The sequence below is a fragment of the Brevundimonas sp. TWP2-3-4b2 genome (assembly GCF_049897345.1).
Classification (GTDB): domain Bacteria; phylum Pseudomonadota; class Alphaproteobacteria; order Caulobacterales; family Caulobacteraceae; genus Brevundimonas.
This window is the reverse complement of the sequence record NZ_JAFCWB010000002.1, coordinates 474221-492962: the sequence shown is the minus strand read 5'-3', so window position 1 is coordinate 492962 and position 18742 is coordinate 474221. Positions and strand designations below refer to the sequence as shown.

Below are 18742 nucleotides of genomic sequence, written 5' to 3'. Positions count from 1 at the left end.
GCAACGGGCCGTCTCACGCCCGAGAGGATCGCAAAGAACTCCATGATGAAGCGCAAGGAATTCATGCTGGGGGCCGTCGCCGGTCTCGCCTTCGCCGCCGCGGCCACCGCCGGCGGCGTGATCGACTGGCCGAGCGCCGAGGCGAGCCCCGTCGCCGGCGTCAGCGGCCGGCTGGCTCCCAGCGCCGGAGCCGGCGGCCTGGCCTTCGCGCCGCCGCAGGGCGCGCCCCTCAGCTTCGCTGACATCTTCGCGCAGGTCGCCCCGGCCGTGGTTCAGATCGACGTCAAGACGCGGGTGCCGCGGTCGAACAGGATCCAGATTCCCGGCACCCCCTTCACCATCCCCAACCCCAATAGCGGGCAAGAGGGTGAGGACGGTGCCGACGGTGCCGACGGCGACGGCAGCACGACTGCCCTGGGGGCCGGCTCCGGCTTCTTCATCGCCGCCAACGGCTTCATCGTCACCAACAACCACGTCGTGGCCGACGCCACCGAGATCAAGGTCAAGCTGGCCGATGGTCGCGAACTGGACGCCCGTCTGGTCGGTCGCGACGAGAGCACGGACCTGGCGGTCATCAAGGTCGAGGGGACGGACTTTCCGTTCGTGAGTTTCGAAGAGACGGCCCAGCCCCGCGTCGGGGACTGGGTCATCGCCGTGGGTAATCCGTTCGGTCTCGGCGGCACCGCCACGGCCGGCATCGTCTCGGCCCAGGGCCGGAACATTCCCGATCCCACCTCCAACTATGTCGACTTCATCCAGATCGACGCGGCGATCAACCGGGGCAATTCGGGTGGTCCGACGTTCGACATCTACGGCCGGGTCATCGGCGTGAACTCCGCCATCTACTCGCCGACGGGCGGATCGGTGGGCATCGGCTTCGCCATCCCTGCCGCGGTCGCCAGGCCGATCACAGAGCGCCTGATGCGCGGCGAGACCATCGAGCGCGGCTATCTGGGCGTGACCATCGGCACACTGTCAGATGAGCAGCGGCAAGCCCTCGGTCTGGCCGGAACGGTAAAGGGGGCCATCATCGCCGATGTAACCCCCGGCGGTCCGTCTGACCGGGCCGGCCTGCAGGGTGAGGACATCGTCCTGTCGCTGAATGGCAAGGCGATCGAAACGTCCACCGAACTGACCCGGCAGGTCGCCAACGCGGCCAGCGGTGACACCCTGCGGCTGGAGGTTCTGCGCGAAGGCCGTCGCCTGACCGTCAACGTCCGCGCCGGACGCCGTCCCTCGCAGGCTGAACTTCTGGCGGGCCAGGGCGGCGATGAGGAAGGCTCTCCCGGCGCGCCTCAGGCACCTGCGGGTGTGGTCGTTGAAGGGATGACCGTCGCCCCCCTCACGCCCGCATTGCGGACGCGGTACGGCCTGCCGGATACGCTTCAGGGCCTGGTCGTTACGGCGGTGACGCCACGTTCGCAGGCGGGTCAGCTCGGAATTCCCGCCGGTGTCGTGATCCTTCGCGCCAATAACCGCGCTGTGACGTCGGCGGCGGAATTCCGTGCCGCCGTTGAAGCGGCGCGCACCGCCGGACGCCCCGGCGTCCTGCTGCTTGTGCGGACCCAGGGCTCCAATACGTCCGTGGTCCTGCCGTTTGCGAAGTCTGAATAAGCCGTAACTGCCCCCGTCGCCGCCGATGCGCTAACATCGGCGGCGATTCTCGTTTTGGGGGACTGATCGATGCGTATTCTGGTGGTCGAGGACGATGCCGAGGCCGCGACCGCGATGGTCCGGGGCCTGACCGAAGCGGGCCATGAACCCACCCACGCCGTGGACGGCGCCTTCGGTCTGCTGGAGGCGCAGAAGGGCGGCTATGACGTCTATGTCGTCGACCGTATGATGCCGCGCCTCGACGGGATCGGCATGGTCGAGACCCTGCGACGCGACGGCGACCAGACCCCGGTGCTGTTCCTGTCGGCGCTGGGCGAGGTCGAGGATCGCGTCACGGGCCTGAAGGCCGGGGCCGACGACTATCTGGTCAAACCCTACGCCTTTTCCGAACTGGTCGCCCGCGTCGAGGCCCTGTCTCGCCGCCGCGAGACCGGCTCGGTCGCCACCATGCTGAAGGTGGGCGATCTGGAGATGAACCTGATCTCGCGCTCGGTGCATCGTTCGGGTCAGGAGATCGACCTACAGCCGCGCGAGTTCCAGCTGCTGGAGTTCCTGATGCGCCATGCCGGCCAGTCCGTCACCCGCACCATGCTGCTGGAGAAGGTCTGGGAATATCATTTCGACCCCCAGACCAATGTCATCGACGTCCACATCAGCCGCCTGCGCGCCAAGATCGACAAGGGCTTCGACCACGCCATGCTGCAGACGGTGCGCGGGGCGGGGTATCGGCTGGAGCCCTAGGCGGGCAGACGCCATATTCTCCCTCCCCCTCCGGGGGAGGGTGGTCGCGAAGCGACCGGGTGGGGGGGGCTCGGCGACATGGCGATAATTGCCCGGGCTCGCGCTCTGCGAAAGAAGATGACGCCGGCGGAGGCTCGCCTTTGGGTTCGGCTGCGAGATTTGCGAAGCGAAGGGCTTCATTTCCGCCGCCAATCCCCTCGCCGCGGTTATATTCTGGACTTCGTCTGCCTCGATCGCAGGCTGATCGTGGAGGTGGACGGTGGTTCGCATCACGATGAAGATCGGGCGCGGAAGGATCGGGTTAGGGATGTTGTTTTGGCGCGAGAAGGCTTTTTGACGCTGCGATACGCAAACGAGGCCGTGCTTTTCGACATCGAGCGGATCGTCGAGGAAGTTCGGGCCGGTTGCCGAGCCCTCCCCACCCGGTTGGCGCGTTGCGCCAACCACCCTCCCCCGGCGGGGGAGGGAGAAGACGATCTATGAAACTCCCCTCCCTCCTTCGCCGCACGCCCTTCCGGCTGACGCTGCTGTTCCTCGCCCTGTTCGCGGCGGTGGCCAGCGCGATCCTCGCCTATGTCTATGTCGCCTCGGCCGACGAGGCGCGGACCAAGGCCGAGCGCGATGTGCGCGGCGAGATGCAGGTGCTGACCGGCATCTACAAGGCGCGCGGCTTTGATGCCCTGAACCGGGCCGTGATCGACCGCACCCTGCGCGACAGCAGCTTCCTCTACCGGCTGGAGCCGACCGATGGCGACTGGTTCGCCGGCAGCCTGACCATCTTCCCGATCGAGACGCTGGAGCAGGACCAGCAGTGGATCACCTTCCCCTTCACCGAGACGGATGCGGAGGGTCGGGTCCGCCGGCCGCAGGTGCGGGGCGTCCAGACCCGGCTGGACGGCGACGGGATGCTGTTCGTCGGGGCCTCGCTGAGTGACACCGAGGCCTATCTGGCGCGGCTGACCCGGGCCTTGTGGGCGGCCATGGGCATCGTGCTGCTACTGGGGCTGGGCGGCGGGATTCTGGTCAGCCGCAATCTCGAACGGGCGATGGGCCGGCTGGGCAAGGTCGTGACCGCAGTGCAGGAGGGCGATCTCAAGGCCCGTGCCCCGGTGCGGAATTCCGGCGACGAACTGGACGAACTGGGGGCCGGGCTGAACACCATGCTGGACCGGCTGGAAGGATCGATGGCCTCGATCCGGCACGCGGGCGACGCGATCGCCCATGACCTGCGCTCGCCCCTGACCCGGATGCGGGCCAAGCTGGAAGTGGCGCTGATCGACGCCGAAGCCGGCCAGATCGACGGCGTCGACGCCGTGCAACTGGCGCTGGACGAGGCCGACAGTCTGCTCAAGACCTTCAACACCGTCCTGGCCATTGCCCGGCTGCAGGCGGCCGCCGGCCGTACGCCGGACCCGAAGCTGTTCGACGCCGCCGACCTGGCCACCGACATGGCCGAGCTGTACGAGCCGGCCAGCGAGGACAAGGGGCTGGAGTTCTCGGCCGAGATCGAACGCGGCCTGATGATCCAGGGCAACCAGCCGTTCCTCGCCCAGGCCCTGGCCAACATCATCGACAATGCGATCAAGTACACGCCAACGGGTGGGGCCGTGATGCTGCGGGCGCGACGCCGCTCGTCGGGCGAGATCGAGTATTCGGTGACCGACACCGGCCCGGGGGTCCCCGAGGCAGACCGCGAACGGGTCATCGAACGCTTCGTGCGTCTGGACAACAGCCGCACAGAGGCGGGGTCGGGCCTCGGCCTCTCGCTCGTCGGGGCGGTGATGGAGGCCCACGGCGGCCGCATCCTGCTCGATGAAGGCCCCGGCGAATACGGGGGCTTCGGACCCGGACTGCGGGTCGCGCTTGTCCTGCCGGCCGCGGAATGACCCACGCCCTCGGCCCGCGGCTGCGCGCCTGCGGCCCCGTGATCGACGCGGACGCCGCCGCGCGCGCCCATGAACGCCTGTCCGAAGCGGCGGCCGAGGGCGGCTGGACATCGGCCCTGGAGGCGGTCTGGCCTGCGCTCGCGCCCGCCTTTTCGGCCTCTCCCTATCTGTGCGGCCTTGCCCGGCGCTGGCCTGACCGGCTGCGGGCGGTGCTGGAGGATGCGCCCGAGGATCGGCTGACGGAGATCCTGACCCGGACCGGGGCCCTGGGCGGCGGTGCGGACGACGCCCGCGCGCCCCTGCGCCGGCTGAAGGGCGAACTGCACCTGCTGACCGCCCTGTGCGATCTCGGCGGCGTGTGGGATCTCGACGCGGTGACCGGCGCTCTCAGCCGCTTCGCCGACGCCTCGACCCAGGCCGCACTGCGCGCCGTCGCCCACGACCAACGCGAGCGCGGCAAGCTGATCTCGGACGCCGACGACCCGCGCGGCCCCATCCCCGGCCTGTTCGGCTTGGCCATGGGCAAGCACGGCGCCTTCGAGCTGAACTATTCCTCCGACATCGACATCAGCCTGTTCTGGGAGCCCGAGGCGCTGGACGGCGCGCTCGCCGAGGGTGTCGAGCCGCAGAAATTCCTCGACCGCGCCGCCCAGGCCTTCTCGGCCCTGATGCAGGAGCGGACCGGCGACGGCTATGTGTTCCGCGTCGACCTGCGGCTGCGGCCCGATCCGTCATCGACCCCGCCCGTCGTCGCCGTGCCCTTCGCCCTGTCCTACTATGAGGGAGTCGGCCAGAACTGGGAGCGGGCGGCCTTCATCAAGGCCCGCGCCATGCTGGGCGACATCGGTGCCGGGCGTGATTTCCTGAAGGCCCTGACCCCCTTCATCTGGCGGCGCAGCCTCGACTTCCCGGCCATCCTCGACATCCAGTCGATCAAGCGTCAGATCCATGTGCACAAGACCGGCGAGGGGCTGGATGCGGCCGGTGCCAATCTGAAACTGGGTCGCGGCGGTATCCGCGAGATCGAATTCTTCGCCCAGACCCAGCAGCTGATCCTCGGCGGCCGCGATCCGGCCCTGCGCAATCCCCGCACGGTCGAGGCCCTGGCCCTGCTGCGCGACGCCGGCCATGTCAGCGCCGGGGCCTCCGCCGAACTGACATCCGCCTATGACACCCTGCGCGGGCTGGAGCACCGGGTTCAGATGCTCGACGACGAGCAAAGCCACACCCTGCCGCTGGACCCTGTCCGCCGCGCGGCGGTCGCGGCGTTGGCTGGCCAGGGGGATCTCGCCGCGTTTGACGCCGGGGTCGAGGCCCTGCTGGTCGGCGTCAACCGCCGCTACGGCGAGCTGTTCGAGGACGAGGAAGCTCTGTCTTCCCCCTATGGCTCACTGGTCTTCACCGGGGTCGAGAACGATCCCGAGACCCTGCTGACCCTTGAGCGGATGGGGTTTGCCGAGCCGGCGGGCGTGGCGGACACGATCCGCAGCTGGCACCACGGCCGTATCCCGGCAACCCGCTCGGTGCGGGGGCGCGAGCTGTTCACCCGTCTGGCCCCCCGCCTGCTGACCATGCTGGCCGACACCGGCGCGGCCGACGCCGCGTTCCGGCGGTTCGCGGTCTTCTTCGCCGGCCTGAGCGCGGGGGTGCAGGTCCAGGCCCTGTTTCTGGCCCAGCCCGGACTGTTCGAACAGGTGCTGGGCGTCATGGCCTTTGCGCCGCGTCTGGCGCGCACGTTGGGCCGCTATCCGGCGGCACTGGACAGTATGCTGGATGCCCGCTTCGCGCGGGGGATCGACGAGGATTCCGGCGTCGCCGCCCAACTGCTGGCCGACACGGCCGCCGCTCCGGACTTTGAAACCGCTCTCGACGTGGCGCGACGGATGCATCGCGAACAGATGTTCCGCATCGGCATTCACATCCTGACCGGCCGCGCCGACCCCGAGGCGGCCGGTGGCGCCTATACCGCGGTGGCCGACGCGGTGATCGCGGCCCTGGCGCCCGCCGCCATGGCCGAGGCGGTGCGTCAGGGCGGGGCGTTGCCGGGCGGGGCGGTCGCCGTGGTCGCGCTCGGCAAGGTTGGATCGCGCGAGATGACGGCCGGTTCCGACCTTGACCTGATGACGCTTTATGACGCGCCGGCAGATGCGGTCTCCGACGGCAAGGGATGGGCCCCGGGCGTCTTCTATTCCCGCTTCACCCAGCGTCTGATCGCGGCCCTGTCGGCCCACACGGCCGAGGGTGGCCTGTACGAGGTCGACATGCGGCTGCGCCCCGGCGCGGCCAAGGGGCCGGTGTCGCTGCGGCTGGAGGCGGTTCAGGACTATTACGCCACCGAGGCCGACACCTGGGAGTTCATGGCCCTGACGCGGGCCCGGATCGTCTGGACCGACGACGCAGCGTTCGGCGCGCGAACGGCCGCCGCGATCGAGGGCATTCTGCGCCGGCCGCGTCCCGGTGTGGACGTGGCGGCGGACGCCCGGCGCATGCGCGACCTGATGGCGCGCGAGCGGCCGGGGCAGGGGATGTGGGACCTCAAGCTCTCGCCCGGCGGCCAGGTCGATGCCGAGTTCGTGGCCCAGGCGCGCCAGCTGACCGGCGCGGCGACCGGGGGGCCGCTGACGGTCTCGACTCTGGAAGGGCTTGTCCGGGAGCCGGCCCTGGCCGAGGCCTGGCGGCTCCAACAGGCCCTGAACCAGATTCTCAAGGCGGCGTTCGATGACCAGCCTGATCCCGAACTGGAGCCCGAAGGCTTCCGGCGTCGCCTGGCCGGGGCGGCGGGCGCAGCGGATCTGGAAGCGCTGAAGGCGCGCCTGACCCAGGTCCGCGCGGCGGCCCGGGCGGCGTTCGATTCGGCCCTTCCGGCGATCCGCGACGGAAACTGACGCGGAGATCGTTCTATTCTGCGGGCTGATACAAACAGGTCGCGTCTGGCGGCCGGGGAGATCATCATGACGAAGAAGACGCTTCTGGTCGGCGGCCTGGTCGCCCTGACACTGACAGCCGCCGGCGGGATCGCGCTGGCGCAGCAGGCGCAAACCCCGCCGACGCGTGCGATGCGGGCTGACGTGGACGGCGACAGCCGCATCAGCCAGGCCGAATTCGTCGGCCAGCGTATCCAGCGCCTGACCGCTGCCGACACCGACCGTGACGGGTCGGTCACGCCGGCCGAGATGCGCGCCGTCGCCCAGGCCCGGATGGCCCAACGCGCCGATACCCGCTTCCAGCGGATCGACGCCGACCATGACGGGGCCATCAGCCGGGCGGAGTTTGATACTCAGCGCGCCGCCCGTATGGAGGCACGTCCGCAGCGTGCCGCGCATGCCGGCCGCATGCATCCCGCCGCGGCCCGCATGGCCCATCGCCGCCAGGGTGCAGAGGGCCGGGGTCCGGTCTCGATCGCACAGGTCCAGGCCAGGACCGAACAGGCCTTCACCCGCCTCGACGCCGATCACGACGGTTTCATCACCACGGCCGAACGGCAGACGGGCATGCAGGCGATGCGAGATCAACGTCGCGAACGCATGACCGAGCGCCGCGCCGCGCGTCAGGCCCGGATGCAGGCGTCGCCCGGGACGCCCGCTTCGGAGTAGGGTGATGGTCGGGGCGACGGTCACGGACCGAACGACCCTTTTGCGGATGATGGAAGAGGGCCGGTTTGGCGCTGATCGCCGACCCCGACGAGGAACTGGTGCGCCGCGTGGGTCAGGGCGATCCCGCGGCCATTCAGGCCATGGTGGCGCGCAAGCTGCCCCGGATGCTGGCGCTTGCCCAGCGCATGCTGGGCGATGCCGCCGAGGCCGAGGACGTAGCCCAGGACGCCATGTTGAGGGCCTGGAAACAGGCCCCTCGCTGGGTGCCGGGGCAGGCCAGGTTCGACACCTGGCTGCACCGGGTGGGTCTGAATCTCTGTTACGACCGGCTACGTTGTCGTCGCGAGGTTTCGACCGAGGCCCCCCCGGACCGGCCCGACGACGGGCCGTCTCCGGACCGGGGTCTGATGGCGGCGGATGTCGGCGGACGGGTCAATGCTGCGCTGGCGCTTCTGCCCGAACGTCAGCGAGAGGCGCTCGTCCTGTGTCACTATCAGGAGCTGACCAATATCGAGGCCGCGGCCCTGATGGAGGTCAGTGTCGATGCGCTGGAAAGCCTGCTGTCGCGTGGACGGCGGGCATTGAGACGGGCCCTGGCCGATATTCGGCCCGGTGCTGAAGGAGTTTGAGCGTGATGACGTCGGAACGGTTCCTCGCCCTGATCGCAGCCTGGGGTGCGGATGCGCGCCGCTGGCCGGAAGGCGAGCGCATGGCGGCGCAAGCCTTCATTGCGGCGAATCCGGAGACCGCGCGCGAGGCCCTGGCCGAGGCCGATGCGGTCGACGCCCTGCTGCACCTTTCGCCCGCGCCCCGGGTTTCCATGGTCTTGCAGGACCGCGTCATGGCCTCGGCGGCCGAGGCCGGGCTGAAGGCGCGCCGTGAAGGCCGCCGCTGGATCGACCGTCTGACCGTTGTGCTCGGTGCCGGCTGGGCCGCCGCCGCGTGCGCCGGCGTGGTGGCCGGCGTAATGCTGACCACCCACATGACCGCCGATGCCCAGGCGGATGCAATTCTGTACCAGGCGTCGCTGATGGGCGTGGATGACACCGAGGTGCTGGGATGAAGCCCGGAACCCTGAAGCTGATTCTGGCCGCGTCCGTGGCGCTTAATCTGTTTGCCGTCGCGGTGGCTGCGACCCTGTATGTCACTCGCGCCGAGGTCGAGCACCGGGTCGATGCCCAGCATCGTCCGCCCAGAACGGGGTCGCCCATGATGCTGGTCGGCCAGCTGGATCCGGCCGTGCGCGATCGCGTGCGGACCACGCTGCGCGCTTCGGCCCTGTCCGTCCGCCCTGATTTCGAGGAAGCCCGCCAGAAGCGTCGCGAGGCCGTCCGCATTGCGTCGTCGGAGGCTTTCGACAGCGCCCGGGTCACGACCCTGCTGACTGAGTCACGCGAGGCCGAACTGCGTGGGCGCGGCCGACTGGAAGCCGATGCGGTGGCGGTTCTGGGCACGCTGGAGCCCGCCGACCGCAAGGCGTTGTCGGAAATCCTGACCCGTCGTGGCCGCGTCGTGGTTCGTCAGGACCGGCGCCGCGCGGCGGAAGAACGCGCGTCGGCCAAGGCCGACTGACCGGCCTCAGGCCGCCCGGGCCTGATCCGTCCGGACGCTGCCGGGTCGTCGGACCGGCAGGACGAAGCTGACCGTCGTGCCGCGCCCGGGCTCGCTGGCGATGCTCAGCGTTCCGCCGTGCAGTTCGATCAGCGACTTGGTCAGGGCGAGGCCGAGACCGGTCCCTTGCGTGGTCTTGGAGTGCTGGCCCTCGACCTGCTCGAACGGTCGCGCCAGCCGGTCCATATCCTTCTCGGCGATGCCGATGCCCGTGTCGGTTACCGCCACCCGGACCCGGTCATCGTCCTCGCGCGACAGGGCCACGACGATGTCGCCGCCCTCGGGCGTGAATTTCACGGCATTGGAGATCAGGTTCAGGACAACCTGCTTCAGCCCCCTGTAGTCGGCATCGATCTCGGGCATTTCGGGTGCATCGACCAGCAGCTTCAGGCCGGCCTCCTCAATCTTGCCGCGCATCAGCCGTGTCGCGTCCCCGACCACGTCCTTGAGCGACACAGCCTCATAGTGCAGCGTCAGCTTGCCGGCCTCGATCTTGGCCATGTCGAGGATGTCGTTGATCAGGCTCAGCAGATGCTGTCCGGACTTCAGGATGTCGGCGGCATAGCCCTTGTATTTCGGGTCACCCAGCGGACCGAACATCTCGCCCGCCATGATCTCCGAGAAGCCGTTGATGGCATTGAGCGGGGTGCGGAGTTCGTGGCTCATATTGGCCAGGAACTCGGACTTGGCCTGGTTGGCGGCCTCGGCGCGGGTCATGGCCACTTCATACTTCCGCGCCAGCAAGGACAACCGCTCCTCGCGGTCCTCCAGCTCGGTGATGGTGACATGCAGCCGTTCGCTGGCCCGCTGGCGCTCGGCTTCCTTGTGCTTGATGGCGGTGATGTCGGCCGCCGTCACGACCGAACCGCCGTCCGAGGTGAACCGCTCGACCAGCTGCAGCCAGCGTCCGTCGTTCAGCTCGACCTCGCGCGCGCCGGCGCGACCGCCTGTGGCCGGCTGGTCCGAGGTGATGGCCAAGGCGGCGATGCGGTTCAGATCCTGTTTGAACGCCCCCCGCCGCACCACGCCGTCCTCGAAGGCGAAGGCGTCCTGGAAGGCGCGATTGGACAGGATCAGCCGACCGTTGCGGTCGAACAGGACAAAGGCGTCCGACACGCTCTCGATGCCGTCGCGAAGCCGGCTCTCGGCCGCCTGGGCCTGGGCCTTGGCGCGACGTGCCTCGGTCGTGTCCAGGGCCACGCCGAGCACGCGGGTGAAGCCCTCGTCGCCGCGGTCGCCACGGGCCTGACCCCGGGCGTCGATCCAGCGGGCCTTGCCGTCGGCGTCCGGCACCGGAAAGCTGACGTCGAACGTGCCGAAGATCTGGGCCTGACGCACCGCGTGAAGCACGGCCTCGTGATAACGGGGATGGATCCGGGCCAGCAGCTCCGCGCTGGAGACCGCCCCGCGCTGTTCCAGCCCCATCAGCTTGGCCATGTATTCGGACAGGGTCACCAGATCGGTTTCGGTGTCCCATTCCCAGACGCCGCACCCGGCGGCCTCTACGGCCCCGCGGAATCGCTGTTCCGAGGCTTCCCATTGGCGGCTGATGCCTTGCTGGCGGCGCTGCAGCAGCAGGGCCATCAGGACGACGAAGGCGCCGATCCCGACGGGGGCCGTCAGAACCCAGACGTCGTCCAGCAGGGCCCCGGCCCCGACGGAGATCGGCGTTGAGGCCACGGCGATCAGACCGGTCTCGCCCACGGGCGCTCCGGTGCGCCGGATGGCATGGCCGCCGCCGCGCAGCGTGACGCCGCGGCCGTTCGCATCCACGGGTGCGGCCTGCAGCCCGAGGACGTCGGCGTCCATCTCTGGGCTGATCAGCACCTCGTCGGGCGCGGACAGGATCGAAAGGTTGACGTCGTCGTGAGGCTCGAGGGCCGGCAGCGGCGCGCGGCCGACCAGGCGGCGTCCGCCCGGCAGCGGGCTGGAGACCAGCACGGCCCGGCCGTTGCGGGACAACTGCGGCTGACCCGGGGCGGCGGCGAAGGCACCGGCATCGGCACCCGTGACGGCCATGGGACGCCCGTCGGCATTGAGCACAGCGAACGCGCCGTTCGGCACCGCGGCGCGGGCGACCTGCAACATTTGCGCGGTGGTCTGGCCGCTCTGGGCGGCCGCGCGCACTGCGAGCTGAACCGGCGCGATCCGGGTTTCGAGGTCGAGGGCCAGAATCCGCGCCTCACGGTCCACGGCGGTCAGGCGCAGGGCGTCCGCCTCCTGACCAGGGCGGGCGATCTCCCGAGCGAAGAGCAGGACATAGGCCGCGACGGCCAGGGTGACGGTCAGAAGGCCGATGCGCACCCACGGCGGCGCGCTCCTGCGTCGGTCCGCCGAACGCCGTCCTTCGCTGGTTATGCGGCGCTCGTTGCCCCGCAAGGCGCTCTCCCGACAAATCGACGACGATCCCGGGAATCTAGGCTGCGTCGCGGATTCCTGTCGAGCCTTGGTTGGGAACGATCAACGGTTTCAGGCGGCCCGGGATTCGCGCTGTCCGGCCGCGTTTGCGGTGTCTGTCGGCGAGGTCAGAATATCCGTGACGGTTTTCAGCACGGACCGCGCTTCCCGGGCGAGTTCCCGCAGTTCAGGAGGCGCGTCGTCGGGGGCCTCGTCGACCGACGACATCAGGCGTTCGGCCAGGGCCATAAGCCGGGGTGCCGCCGCGATCAGCCGGGCCTGGAATTCGATCTGGTCGGGGTCGCGGTCATATTCCGCGCCGGGCACGCGCCAGCCGCCCCAGTCAGCCTTGTCGGTCACGACCACGGGATAGGTGCCCGGGAAGGGGTGGTGCGGACAGTCGTCGGCGGTCTGCCATTTGTTGCGGGCCCGCATCAGCCGCCATGTCTCGCCGCTGTTGGTGGCGGGATCCTCGGTCGGAAGCAGCAACTCGTTCCCCAGGAACTCCCGGCCGAGGCCGACGTCATAGGTGACACGGACGGGTTCCTCGAACCCCTTGGCCCAGACGGGCTGGACCTTTTCGATCTGGGCCCATGCGCCGACGCATTCGACCCAGACCTTCTGGCCCTTCTGGAATTGCGCGCGCGCCATGGGCGTCTCCTGATCTTCAAAGGTCAGGATGCCCCGGGGCGAGTGAACAGCCGGTTCCGCGAAAGGGTGAAGCGGACGTAAACGCCGGCCTCACCCTGACCAGGGCTCAGGTCCGCGAAATGTCTTCCAGCGCCTCGCCGGCATATTTCTCTTTCACCTTGGTCGACAGGTCGCCCAGCGAGACCACGCCGACCAGACGGCTGTCCTTGTCCAGAACCGGCAGGCGGCGGACCTGTTTCGTACCCATGGCGTCCAGCACGGTTTTCAGGTCGTCGTCGGCGAAGGCGGTATGCGGATCGCGGGTGATATATTCGACCACCGGTGCGCTGGTCGCCGCCCCCTGGGCCAGCGCCCGGATGACCAGGTCCCGGTCGGTGATCGTCCCGATCAGCGTGTCGCCGTCGGTCACCGGCATGAAGCCGAAGTCGCCGGCGGCCATGCGCGCGGCGACGTCCTGGATTGTGTCGCCCGGACGGGCGACCTGGACATCCTTGCTCATGACGTCACGAACTTTCATCGGGGTCTCTCCTGAGGTGGGGCTGCCCTGAAAACCCCCGCACCGGCCACCGGTTCCCGTTCAGCTAGCTGACTGCCAGACAACAAGGCCCTCAGGGTCGTGTCAGCTGCCGCATGGTTTCCTGTCGTCACGGTCCGCTTCGGATCGGAACGATAAGGAACAAGACCATGAAAACCGCCATGATCCGGAAGGCTCTGCTTTCCACGCTTGCGGCGACGGCGGTCATGACGGCCACGCCGGTGCTGGCCCAGAACGTGACCTTCTCCGTCGGCGTCGGCTCGCCCGGCTACGCCCAGGGCTATGACCGCGGCTACGGCTATGACCGCGGCGACCGCCATGACCGCGGTTACGGCTATGGCAACGCGCTTCAGGTTCGGGCCCAGCGCCTGGAGCAGCGGATCAACCGTGTCGCCTACAACGGCCGCGTCAGCCGCGGCGAGGCCCGTCGCCTGGGTTGGGAAATGCAGCAGTACCGCAGCCTGGAGTGGCGCTACGGCCGTGATGGCCTGAGCCGGCACGAGTATGCGGCGCTCAGCGACCGGCTGGACCGTATCGAGGTGATGCTGCGTCAGGAACGCCGCGACCGCTGGTAGGCGGCGCGATGTGAACAGTGGGGCCGCCCTGGCGACGGGGCGGCCTTTCGTTTGTCCGGCTCTGCCGTTATGCCGCTCGCTCGAACGGAGAGCGACGATGACGGCGGCGAACGAGGCAAGGGCCATTCTGAAACGGCTGGGCGTGAACGACGCGGTCTGGGGCGGCTCCCTGCCGACCCGCTCGCCGATCGACGGCTCGAGCGCCGGCGGCCTGATCCAGACCACCGACCTCGACGGCGTTGCAGCCCGGTCGGTCGCGGCCTTCCATGCCTGGAAGCGCGTCCCCGCGCCGCGTCGCGGTGAACTGGTCCGCCTGCTCGGTGAGGAACTGCGCGCGTCGAAGGACGATCTGGCCCGGCTGGTCACGCTGGAAGCCGGCAAGATCGTCTCCGAGGGCCTGGGGGAGGTCCAGGAGATGATCGACATCTGCGACTTTGCCGTCGGCCTGTCGCGCCAGCTGTATGGTCTGACCCTCGCCTCCGAACGCCCCGGCCACGCCATGCGCGAGACCTGGCAGCCGCTGGGGCCGGTGCTGGTCATCTCGGCCTTCAACTTCCCCGTTGCGGTCTGGGCGTGGAACGCCTGTCTGGCGCTGGTGTGCGGCGATCCGGTGATCTGGAAGCCGTCGGAAAAGACGCCGCTGACGGCGCTGGCCACCCGGGCCATCTTCGACCGGGCGGTCGCTCGCTTCGGTGACGCGCCCGAGGGTCTGTCGCAGCTGGCGATCGGCGGTCGCGAGGTCGGGGAGACCCTGACCGCGGACCCGCGCATCGCCCTCGTCTCGGCCACCGGCTCGACCCGGATGGGCAAGGCCGTGGCCCAGACGGTCGCCGCCCGCCTCGGCCGATCCCTGCTCGAACTCGGTGGCAACAATGCCATGATCGTGACGCCCAGCGCCGACCTCGACATGGCGGTGCGCGCCATCGCCTTTTCGGCCGTCGGCACCTGCGGCCAGCGCTGCACCACCCTTCGCCGGCTGCTGGTCCATGAGAGCATCGCCGACGGCCTGATCGCGCGCCTCAGGGCGGCCTATCAGACGCTGCCCGTCGGCGATCCGCGCGAAGACGGCGTCCTGGTCGGCCCCCTGATCGACGAGGCCGCGGCCCGGGGCCTCGAGACGGCGCTGGCCCAGGCCGTCACAGAGGGCGGTGAGATCGTGGTCGGTGGCGACCGGGTCGCCCCGTTGACTGAGGGCGACGGCGTCTATGTCCGCCCCGCCATCGTCCGCATGCCGGCCCAGTCGGCGGTGGTCCAGCACGAGACCTTCGCCCCCATCCTCTACGTCCTGACCTGGTCCGACTTCGACGCGGCCGTGACGATGCAGAACGCCGTGCCGCAGGGCCTGAGCTCGTGCGTCTTCACCGACAGCGTGCGTGAGGCCGAGGCCTTCCTGTCGGCCTGGGGTTCAGACTGCGGCATCGCCAACGTCAATATCGGCCCGAGCGGAGCCGAGATCGGCGGGGCCTTCGGTGGCGAAAAGGACACCGGTGGTGGCCGCGAGAGCGGTTCCGACGCCTGGAAGGCCTATATGCGCCGCCAGACCCAGACGGTGAATTTCTCGACCAGCCTGCCGCTGGCCCAAGGGGTGAAGTTCGAGGTGTGATTTCGCCTTCTCCCTCCCCTTCATGGGGAGGGATGTCGACGCGCAGCGGTGACGGGGTGGGGTATGTCAGTCCGCGCTCCGGCCCTTTCGAACCCCACCCGGTCGCTGCGCGACCACCCTCCCCATGAAGGGGAGGGAGAGCTAAAGCACCGCCTCCAGCGCCTCCGCCAGATCGCCCTTGCCCACAATCTCGACCCCCTCCAGCCCCAGCCATCCCGCCATTCGCCGCAGCTCCGCCGCCAGCCGCGCGGGCGTCTCCGGCGTCGCATCCGGCTCGCGCCAGGCCGCCTGCACGAGCAGGCTTCCAGCCTTGCGGTCGGACTTCAGATCGACGCGCGCCGTGATCGCCTCGTCCTCGAGAAAGGGCAGGACATAATAGCCGTGGGCCCGCTTGTGAGCGGGGGTGTAGATCTCCAGCCGCACCCGCACATCGAACAGCCGCTCGGTCCGGTCACGGGCCCAGATCAGGTTGTCGAACGGCGACAGCAGGGCCGCACCCGCCACCTTGCGCGGCAGGCGCGCGTCGGGTGCCAGATACGCGGGCTGCCGCCATCCCTTGACCGCCACGGGCGTCAACTCCCCCGCCTCGACCAGTTCCGCGATCCGGTCCCGCGCATCGGCCAGCGGCAGGCGGAAATAGTCCCGCAGATCCGCCGCCGTGGCGACCCCCATGGCCCGCGCCGAAATCCGCACCAGGTCGCGAACGGCGTCCGCCTCGGTCGGTGTCGGCAGGTCGATGATGCGGGCGGCCAGGGCGCGCTCGGTCAGGTCATAGACGCGCTCGAAGCCGTTGCGGGTCTTTGTGGTGATCAACCCGGCCCAGAACAGCCACTCCAGCGCCCGCTTGCCGTCGGACCAGGACCACCAACCGGGGGCCCCGCGCGGACCTTCGGCGAAGTCGCCGCCCGTGACCGGCCCGCGCCGCTCGATCTCGGACAGGACGCCGTCGATATAGGCGCGCTTCTCGCGTCCGAACCGCGACAGCCCGGTCCACATCGCCCCGCCCCGCGCCCGCTCCATGCGCCAGCGCAGCAGCGGCTGGGTCTCGAGCGGCAACAGCGACGCCTCGTGTCCCCAGTATTCGAACAGGCCGGGCCGCGCGCCCCAGGCTTCGGCTTCCAGCGCCTCGCGCGGATAATCGCCCAGCCGCGAGAAGGCCGGCAGATAGTGGGTTCGCGTCACCACATTGACGCTGTCGATCTGGACCACGCCGAGCCGCTGAACGACGGTCCGGACGTGGCTCCGGCCGGGCGTGGAAGGCCCCGCGCGCCCGAACCCCTGGGCGGCAAGCGCGATGCGGCGCGCGGTTTTCAGGGAGAGGGTTTCAGTCACGGGACGACCATGCCTCGTTCGCCTTGCCGAGGGGAGAGGGCAGGCACCACCGAGTCCGTTCCCCGCTGAACAACTGCTCAGGTGCTTTGTCATCCCGGCCGAAGCGCAGCGTAGAGCCGGTACGGTCAAAAGCAGGGAACTCAGCCTCCCGGAAGCTGCGTCAGCAGCTATCCGGGAGACGGGTCAGGACAAGCGCCGCCCCTACCTGTCTCCCGGATAACCGCTTCGCGATTTCCGGGAGTTCAGGCTTGCGGCCCATGCCGTCCCGGCTCTCCGCTGCGCTTCGGCCGGGATGACAAGGACCGCGCCATCGCTCTACGGCCTCTCCCGCGCCGGCAACCCCTGCGCCGCCCGGATCATCTGCACGAACTCGGCCCGCTCACCATACGGATCGTCGCCGCGCGCGCCCTGCGCCTGTTCGAGGACGTCATTCCAGCCGAAGCCGTCCGCCATCCACGGATCGCCGCGCAGCTTCTGGCCGAAGGCGGCCACGGCCATGGCCCAGCGGGTGCTTTCCGGCGGCTGGGCGCTGACCCGGCCAGCGCCGCCATTCGACAGCACCTGCTGCATCAGCCGCGAGTCCCGCTCGCCGGGCGGTTTGTAGCGCACCTGGACGAAGCCGACCTCGCCGTCCGGATCGCCGCCGCCGGTGCCGACGCTGTTGCGGTTCTCGGCATAGCGCCGCTCACCCATCTGACTGGGTCCGCCCACCGGGGTGATCTCGTACAGGGCCGTCACCGAGGCACCGGACCCCACCTCGCCGGCGTCGACGCGGTCATTGTTGAAGTCCGCCTCGTTCAGCAGTCGGGTCTCATAGCCGATCAGCCGGTATTCGCTGACCCGGGCCGGGTTGAACTCGACCTGGATCTTGACGTCGTCGGCGATGGGGAAGGCGCCCCGGTCGAAGGCCGGGCCGAACAGGCGGCGCGCTTCGCCCAGATCGTCGACATAGGCCGCCACGCCGTTGCCGGCCTGGGCGATCGTCTGCATCCGCGCGTCCTGGTAGTTGCCGCGCCCGAACCCGTAGACGGACAGATAGATGCCGGTCCCGCGCTTGCCGGCGACATAGTCCTCGATCCGCTGGTCATCGGTAACGCCGACGTTGAAGTCGCCGTCGGTGAACATCAGGATGCGGTTGACCTTGTCGCGCCCGAAGGCGGCCTCGGCCTGCTGATAGGCGTTGACCATCCCCTGTGCCCCGGCGGTCGAGCCGCCGGCGTTCAGCGTCTCGACGGCGCAGCGCAGCTTCAGCTTCTGGTCGCCGGGAGTCGGGCCCACCGCCGTGCCGACATCGGAGGCATAGAAGGTCACCGCCACCCGGTCCTGCGGCCGCAGCCGGTCGATGATCAGGTTCATCGACTTTTTGGCCAGGGCCAGCTTGTCGGGCGTCTGCATCGAGCCCGACACATCGACCATGAAGGTCAGGTTCAGCGGCCTGCGTTCGGTCTCCGGCAGCTCATAGCCCTGCAGGCCGATGTGCACGATCTGCCGTCCCGCCGACCAGGGCGAGGCCGCGACCGCGGTGCTGATTTCGAAGGGCCGGCCGGCCGAGGTCGGGCGGGCGTAGCCATAGTCGAAATAGTTGATCATCTCCTCGACCCGCACGGCGTCCGCGGGCGGGGACCGGCCCTCGTCGATGAAGCGCCGGACGTTCGAATAGCTGGCCGTGTCGACGTCGATCGAGAAGGTCGAGACCGGTTCGTCCGAGACCCGACGCACCGGGTTCGGCGTGGCATCCGGATAGCGTTCGGTGTCGGGTCGGGCGATCTGGCCGACGACCACGGGGGACACAGAGGCCATCCGGTCCGCGCGGAGTGACGCTTCTGGCAACGCGACGCCCGGCGGAGGCGGCACATAGGCCGGGGCGGGCGGCGGTGGAGGCGGGGGCATCGGCATGGGAGGCGGCGGGGGCGGACCGCCCGGGACCGCACCGGCGTTGATACGCGAGCCTGTGACGACCACGTTATCCACTCTCGTACGGTCGGGCACGACGAAGCCGAACGGCGCGCAGGCCGCCGGCGAGACGACTCCGTCCGACGGCTTGTCGGGATCGATCGGGCGTCCACTGGTCTGGGCGACGGCCCCGGGTGCGATCGGCGACGCCAGCGTCAGGCTCATCAGCCCGGCCAGGGCCTGCTTCAACGGAAGGACGGACATCGGATCATCTCCCTTGGGGTGTCGGACGTGCATGAGGCCAACCCGTC

The 18742-nt window shown here is 69.4% G+C and carries 16 protein-coding genes; 11 read left to right on the top strand and 5 right to left on the bottom strand.

What is annotated here, in order from left to right; all coding sequences use genetic code 11:
• The first annotated feature begins 42 nt into the window (after window positions 1–42).
• The 9 genes from ACP7AS_RS06020 to ACP7AS_RS05980 all read left to right on the top strand — a co-directional run bounded on the left by ACP7AS_RS06020 (window position 43) and on the right by ACP7AS_RS05980 (window position 9406).
• On the top strand, window positions 43–1614 hold the full coding sequence (locus ACP7AS_RS06020; RefSeq protein ID WP_426027946.1) for a Do family serine endopeptidase: 1572 nt from the start codon (window positions 43–45) through the stop codon (window positions 1612–1614).
• Between the two features lie 69 nt (window positions 1615–1683).
• Window positions 1684–2355, top strand: coding sequence for a response regulator transcription factor (locus tag ACP7AS_RS06015; protein WP_426027945.1), 672 nt, complete (start codon window positions 1684–1686; stop codon window positions 2353–2355).
• A 78-nt stretch (window positions 2356–2433) separates the two neighbouring features.
• Complete coding sequence (locus tag ACP7AS_RS06010) at window positions 2434–2838, top strand: endonuclease domain-containing protein (protein ID WP_426027944.1); 405 nt, start codon at window positions 2434–2436, stop codon at window positions 2836–2838.
• Window positions 2835–4241, top strand: coding sequence for an ATP-binding protein (locus ACP7AS_RS06005; RefSeq protein WP_426027943.1), 1407 nt, complete (start codon window positions 2835–2837; stop codon window positions 4239–4241). The genes ACP7AS_RS06010 and ACP7AS_RS06005 overlap by 4 nt, the downstream gene beginning before the upstream one ends.
• Window positions 4238–7126, top strand: coding sequence for a bifunctional [glutamine synthetase] adenylyltransferase/[glutamine synthetase]-adenylyl-L-tyrosine phosphorylase (locus ACP7AS_RS06000; protein ID WP_426027942.1), 2889 nt, complete (start codon window positions 4238–4240; stop codon window positions 7124–7126). Before ACP7AS_RS06005 ends, ACP7AS_RS06000 begins: the two co-directional genes overlap by 4 nt.
• Window positions 7127–7192: 66 nt before the next feature.
• The gene (locus tag ACP7AS_RS05995) at window positions 7193–7834 is read left to right on the top strand and encodes an EF-hand domain-containing protein (RefSeq protein ID WP_426027941.1); all 642 of its coding nucleotides are present in this window, start codon (window positions 7193–7195) and stop codon (window positions 7832–7834) included.
• A 65-nt stretch (window positions 7835–7899) separates the two neighbouring features.
• Window positions 7900–8463: an RNA polymerase sigma factor gene (locus ACP7AS_RS05990; protein WP_426027940.1), complete on the top strand. Its 564-nt coding sequence runs from the start codon at window positions 7900–7902 to the stop codon at window positions 8461–8463.
• A 5-nt stretch (window positions 8464–8468) separates the two neighbouring features.
• Window positions 8469–8897 (top strand): hypothetical protein, encoded by a 429-nt coding sequence (locus ACP7AS_RS05985; RefSeq protein WP_426028147.1) that lies wholly within the window; start codon window positions 8469–8471, stop codon window positions 8895–8897.
• Window positions 8894–9406 carry a periplasmic heavy metal sensor gene (locus tag ACP7AS_RS05980; protein WP_426027939.1) on the top strand — a complete coding sequence of 171 codons (513 nt, stop codon included), beginning with the start codon at window positions 8894–8896 and terminating at the stop codon, window positions 9404–9406. Before ACP7AS_RS05985 ends, ACP7AS_RS05980 begins: the two co-directional genes overlap by 4 nt.
• 6 nt (window positions 9407–9412) lie before the next feature.
• Here ACP7AS_RS05980 and ACP7AS_RS05975 read toward each other — a convergent pair whose 3' ends face one another.
• From ACP7AS_RS05975 to ACP7AS_RS05965, 3 genes are all read right to left on the bottom strand, one after another.
• A complete protein-coding gene (locus ACP7AS_RS05975) occupies window positions 9413–11749 on the bottom strand; it encodes an ATP-binding protein (protein ID WP_426027938.1) in 2337 nt (778 codons plus the stop codon).
• 165 nt (window positions 11750–11914) lie between these two features.
• On the bottom strand, window positions 11915–12493 hold the full coding sequence (locus ACP7AS_RS05970; RefSeq protein ID WP_426027937.1) for a hypothetical protein: 579 nt from the start codon (window positions 12491–12493) through the stop codon (window positions 11915–11917).
• Between the two features lie 106 nt (window positions 12494–12599).
• On the bottom strand, window positions 12600–13010 hold the full coding sequence (locus tag ACP7AS_RS05965; RefSeq protein ID WP_426027936.1) for a CBS domain-containing protein: 411 nt from the start codon (window positions 13008–13010) through the stop codon (window positions 12600–12602).
• Between the two features lie 179 nt (window positions 13011–13189).
• Between ACP7AS_RS05965 and ACP7AS_RS05960 the strand changes: the two genes are divergently transcribed.
• Window positions 13190–13603 (top strand): hypothetical protein, encoded by a 414-nt coding sequence (locus ACP7AS_RS05960; RefSeq protein ID WP_426027935.1) that lies wholly within the window; start codon window positions 13190–13192, stop codon window positions 13601–13603.
• Between the two features lie 97 nt (window positions 13604–13700).
• Entirely contained in the window at window positions 13701–15206 is a 1506-nt protein-coding gene (locus ACP7AS_RS05955) for an aldehyde dehydrogenase family protein (protein WP_426027934.1), read from the top strand.
• Window positions 15207–15347: 141 nt separating this feature from the next.
• Here the strand turns inward: ACP7AS_RS05955 and ACP7AS_RS05950 are convergent, their stop codons facing one another.
• Both ACP7AS_RS05950 and ACP7AS_RS05945 read right to left on the bottom strand, forming a co-directional pair.
• Window positions 15348–16538, bottom strand: coding sequence for a winged helix-turn-helix domain-containing protein (locus tag ACP7AS_RS05950; protein ID WP_426027933.1), 1191 nt, complete (start codon window positions 16536–16538; stop codon window positions 15348–15350).
• Between the two features lie 315 nt (window positions 16539–16853).
• The gene (locus tag ACP7AS_RS05945) at window positions 16854–18695 is read right to left on the bottom strand and encodes a vWA domain-containing protein (protein WP_426027932.1); all 1842 of its coding nucleotides are present in this window, start codon (window positions 18693–18695) and stop codon (window positions 16854–16856) included.
• Window positions 18696–18742 lie beyond the last annotated feature (47 nt).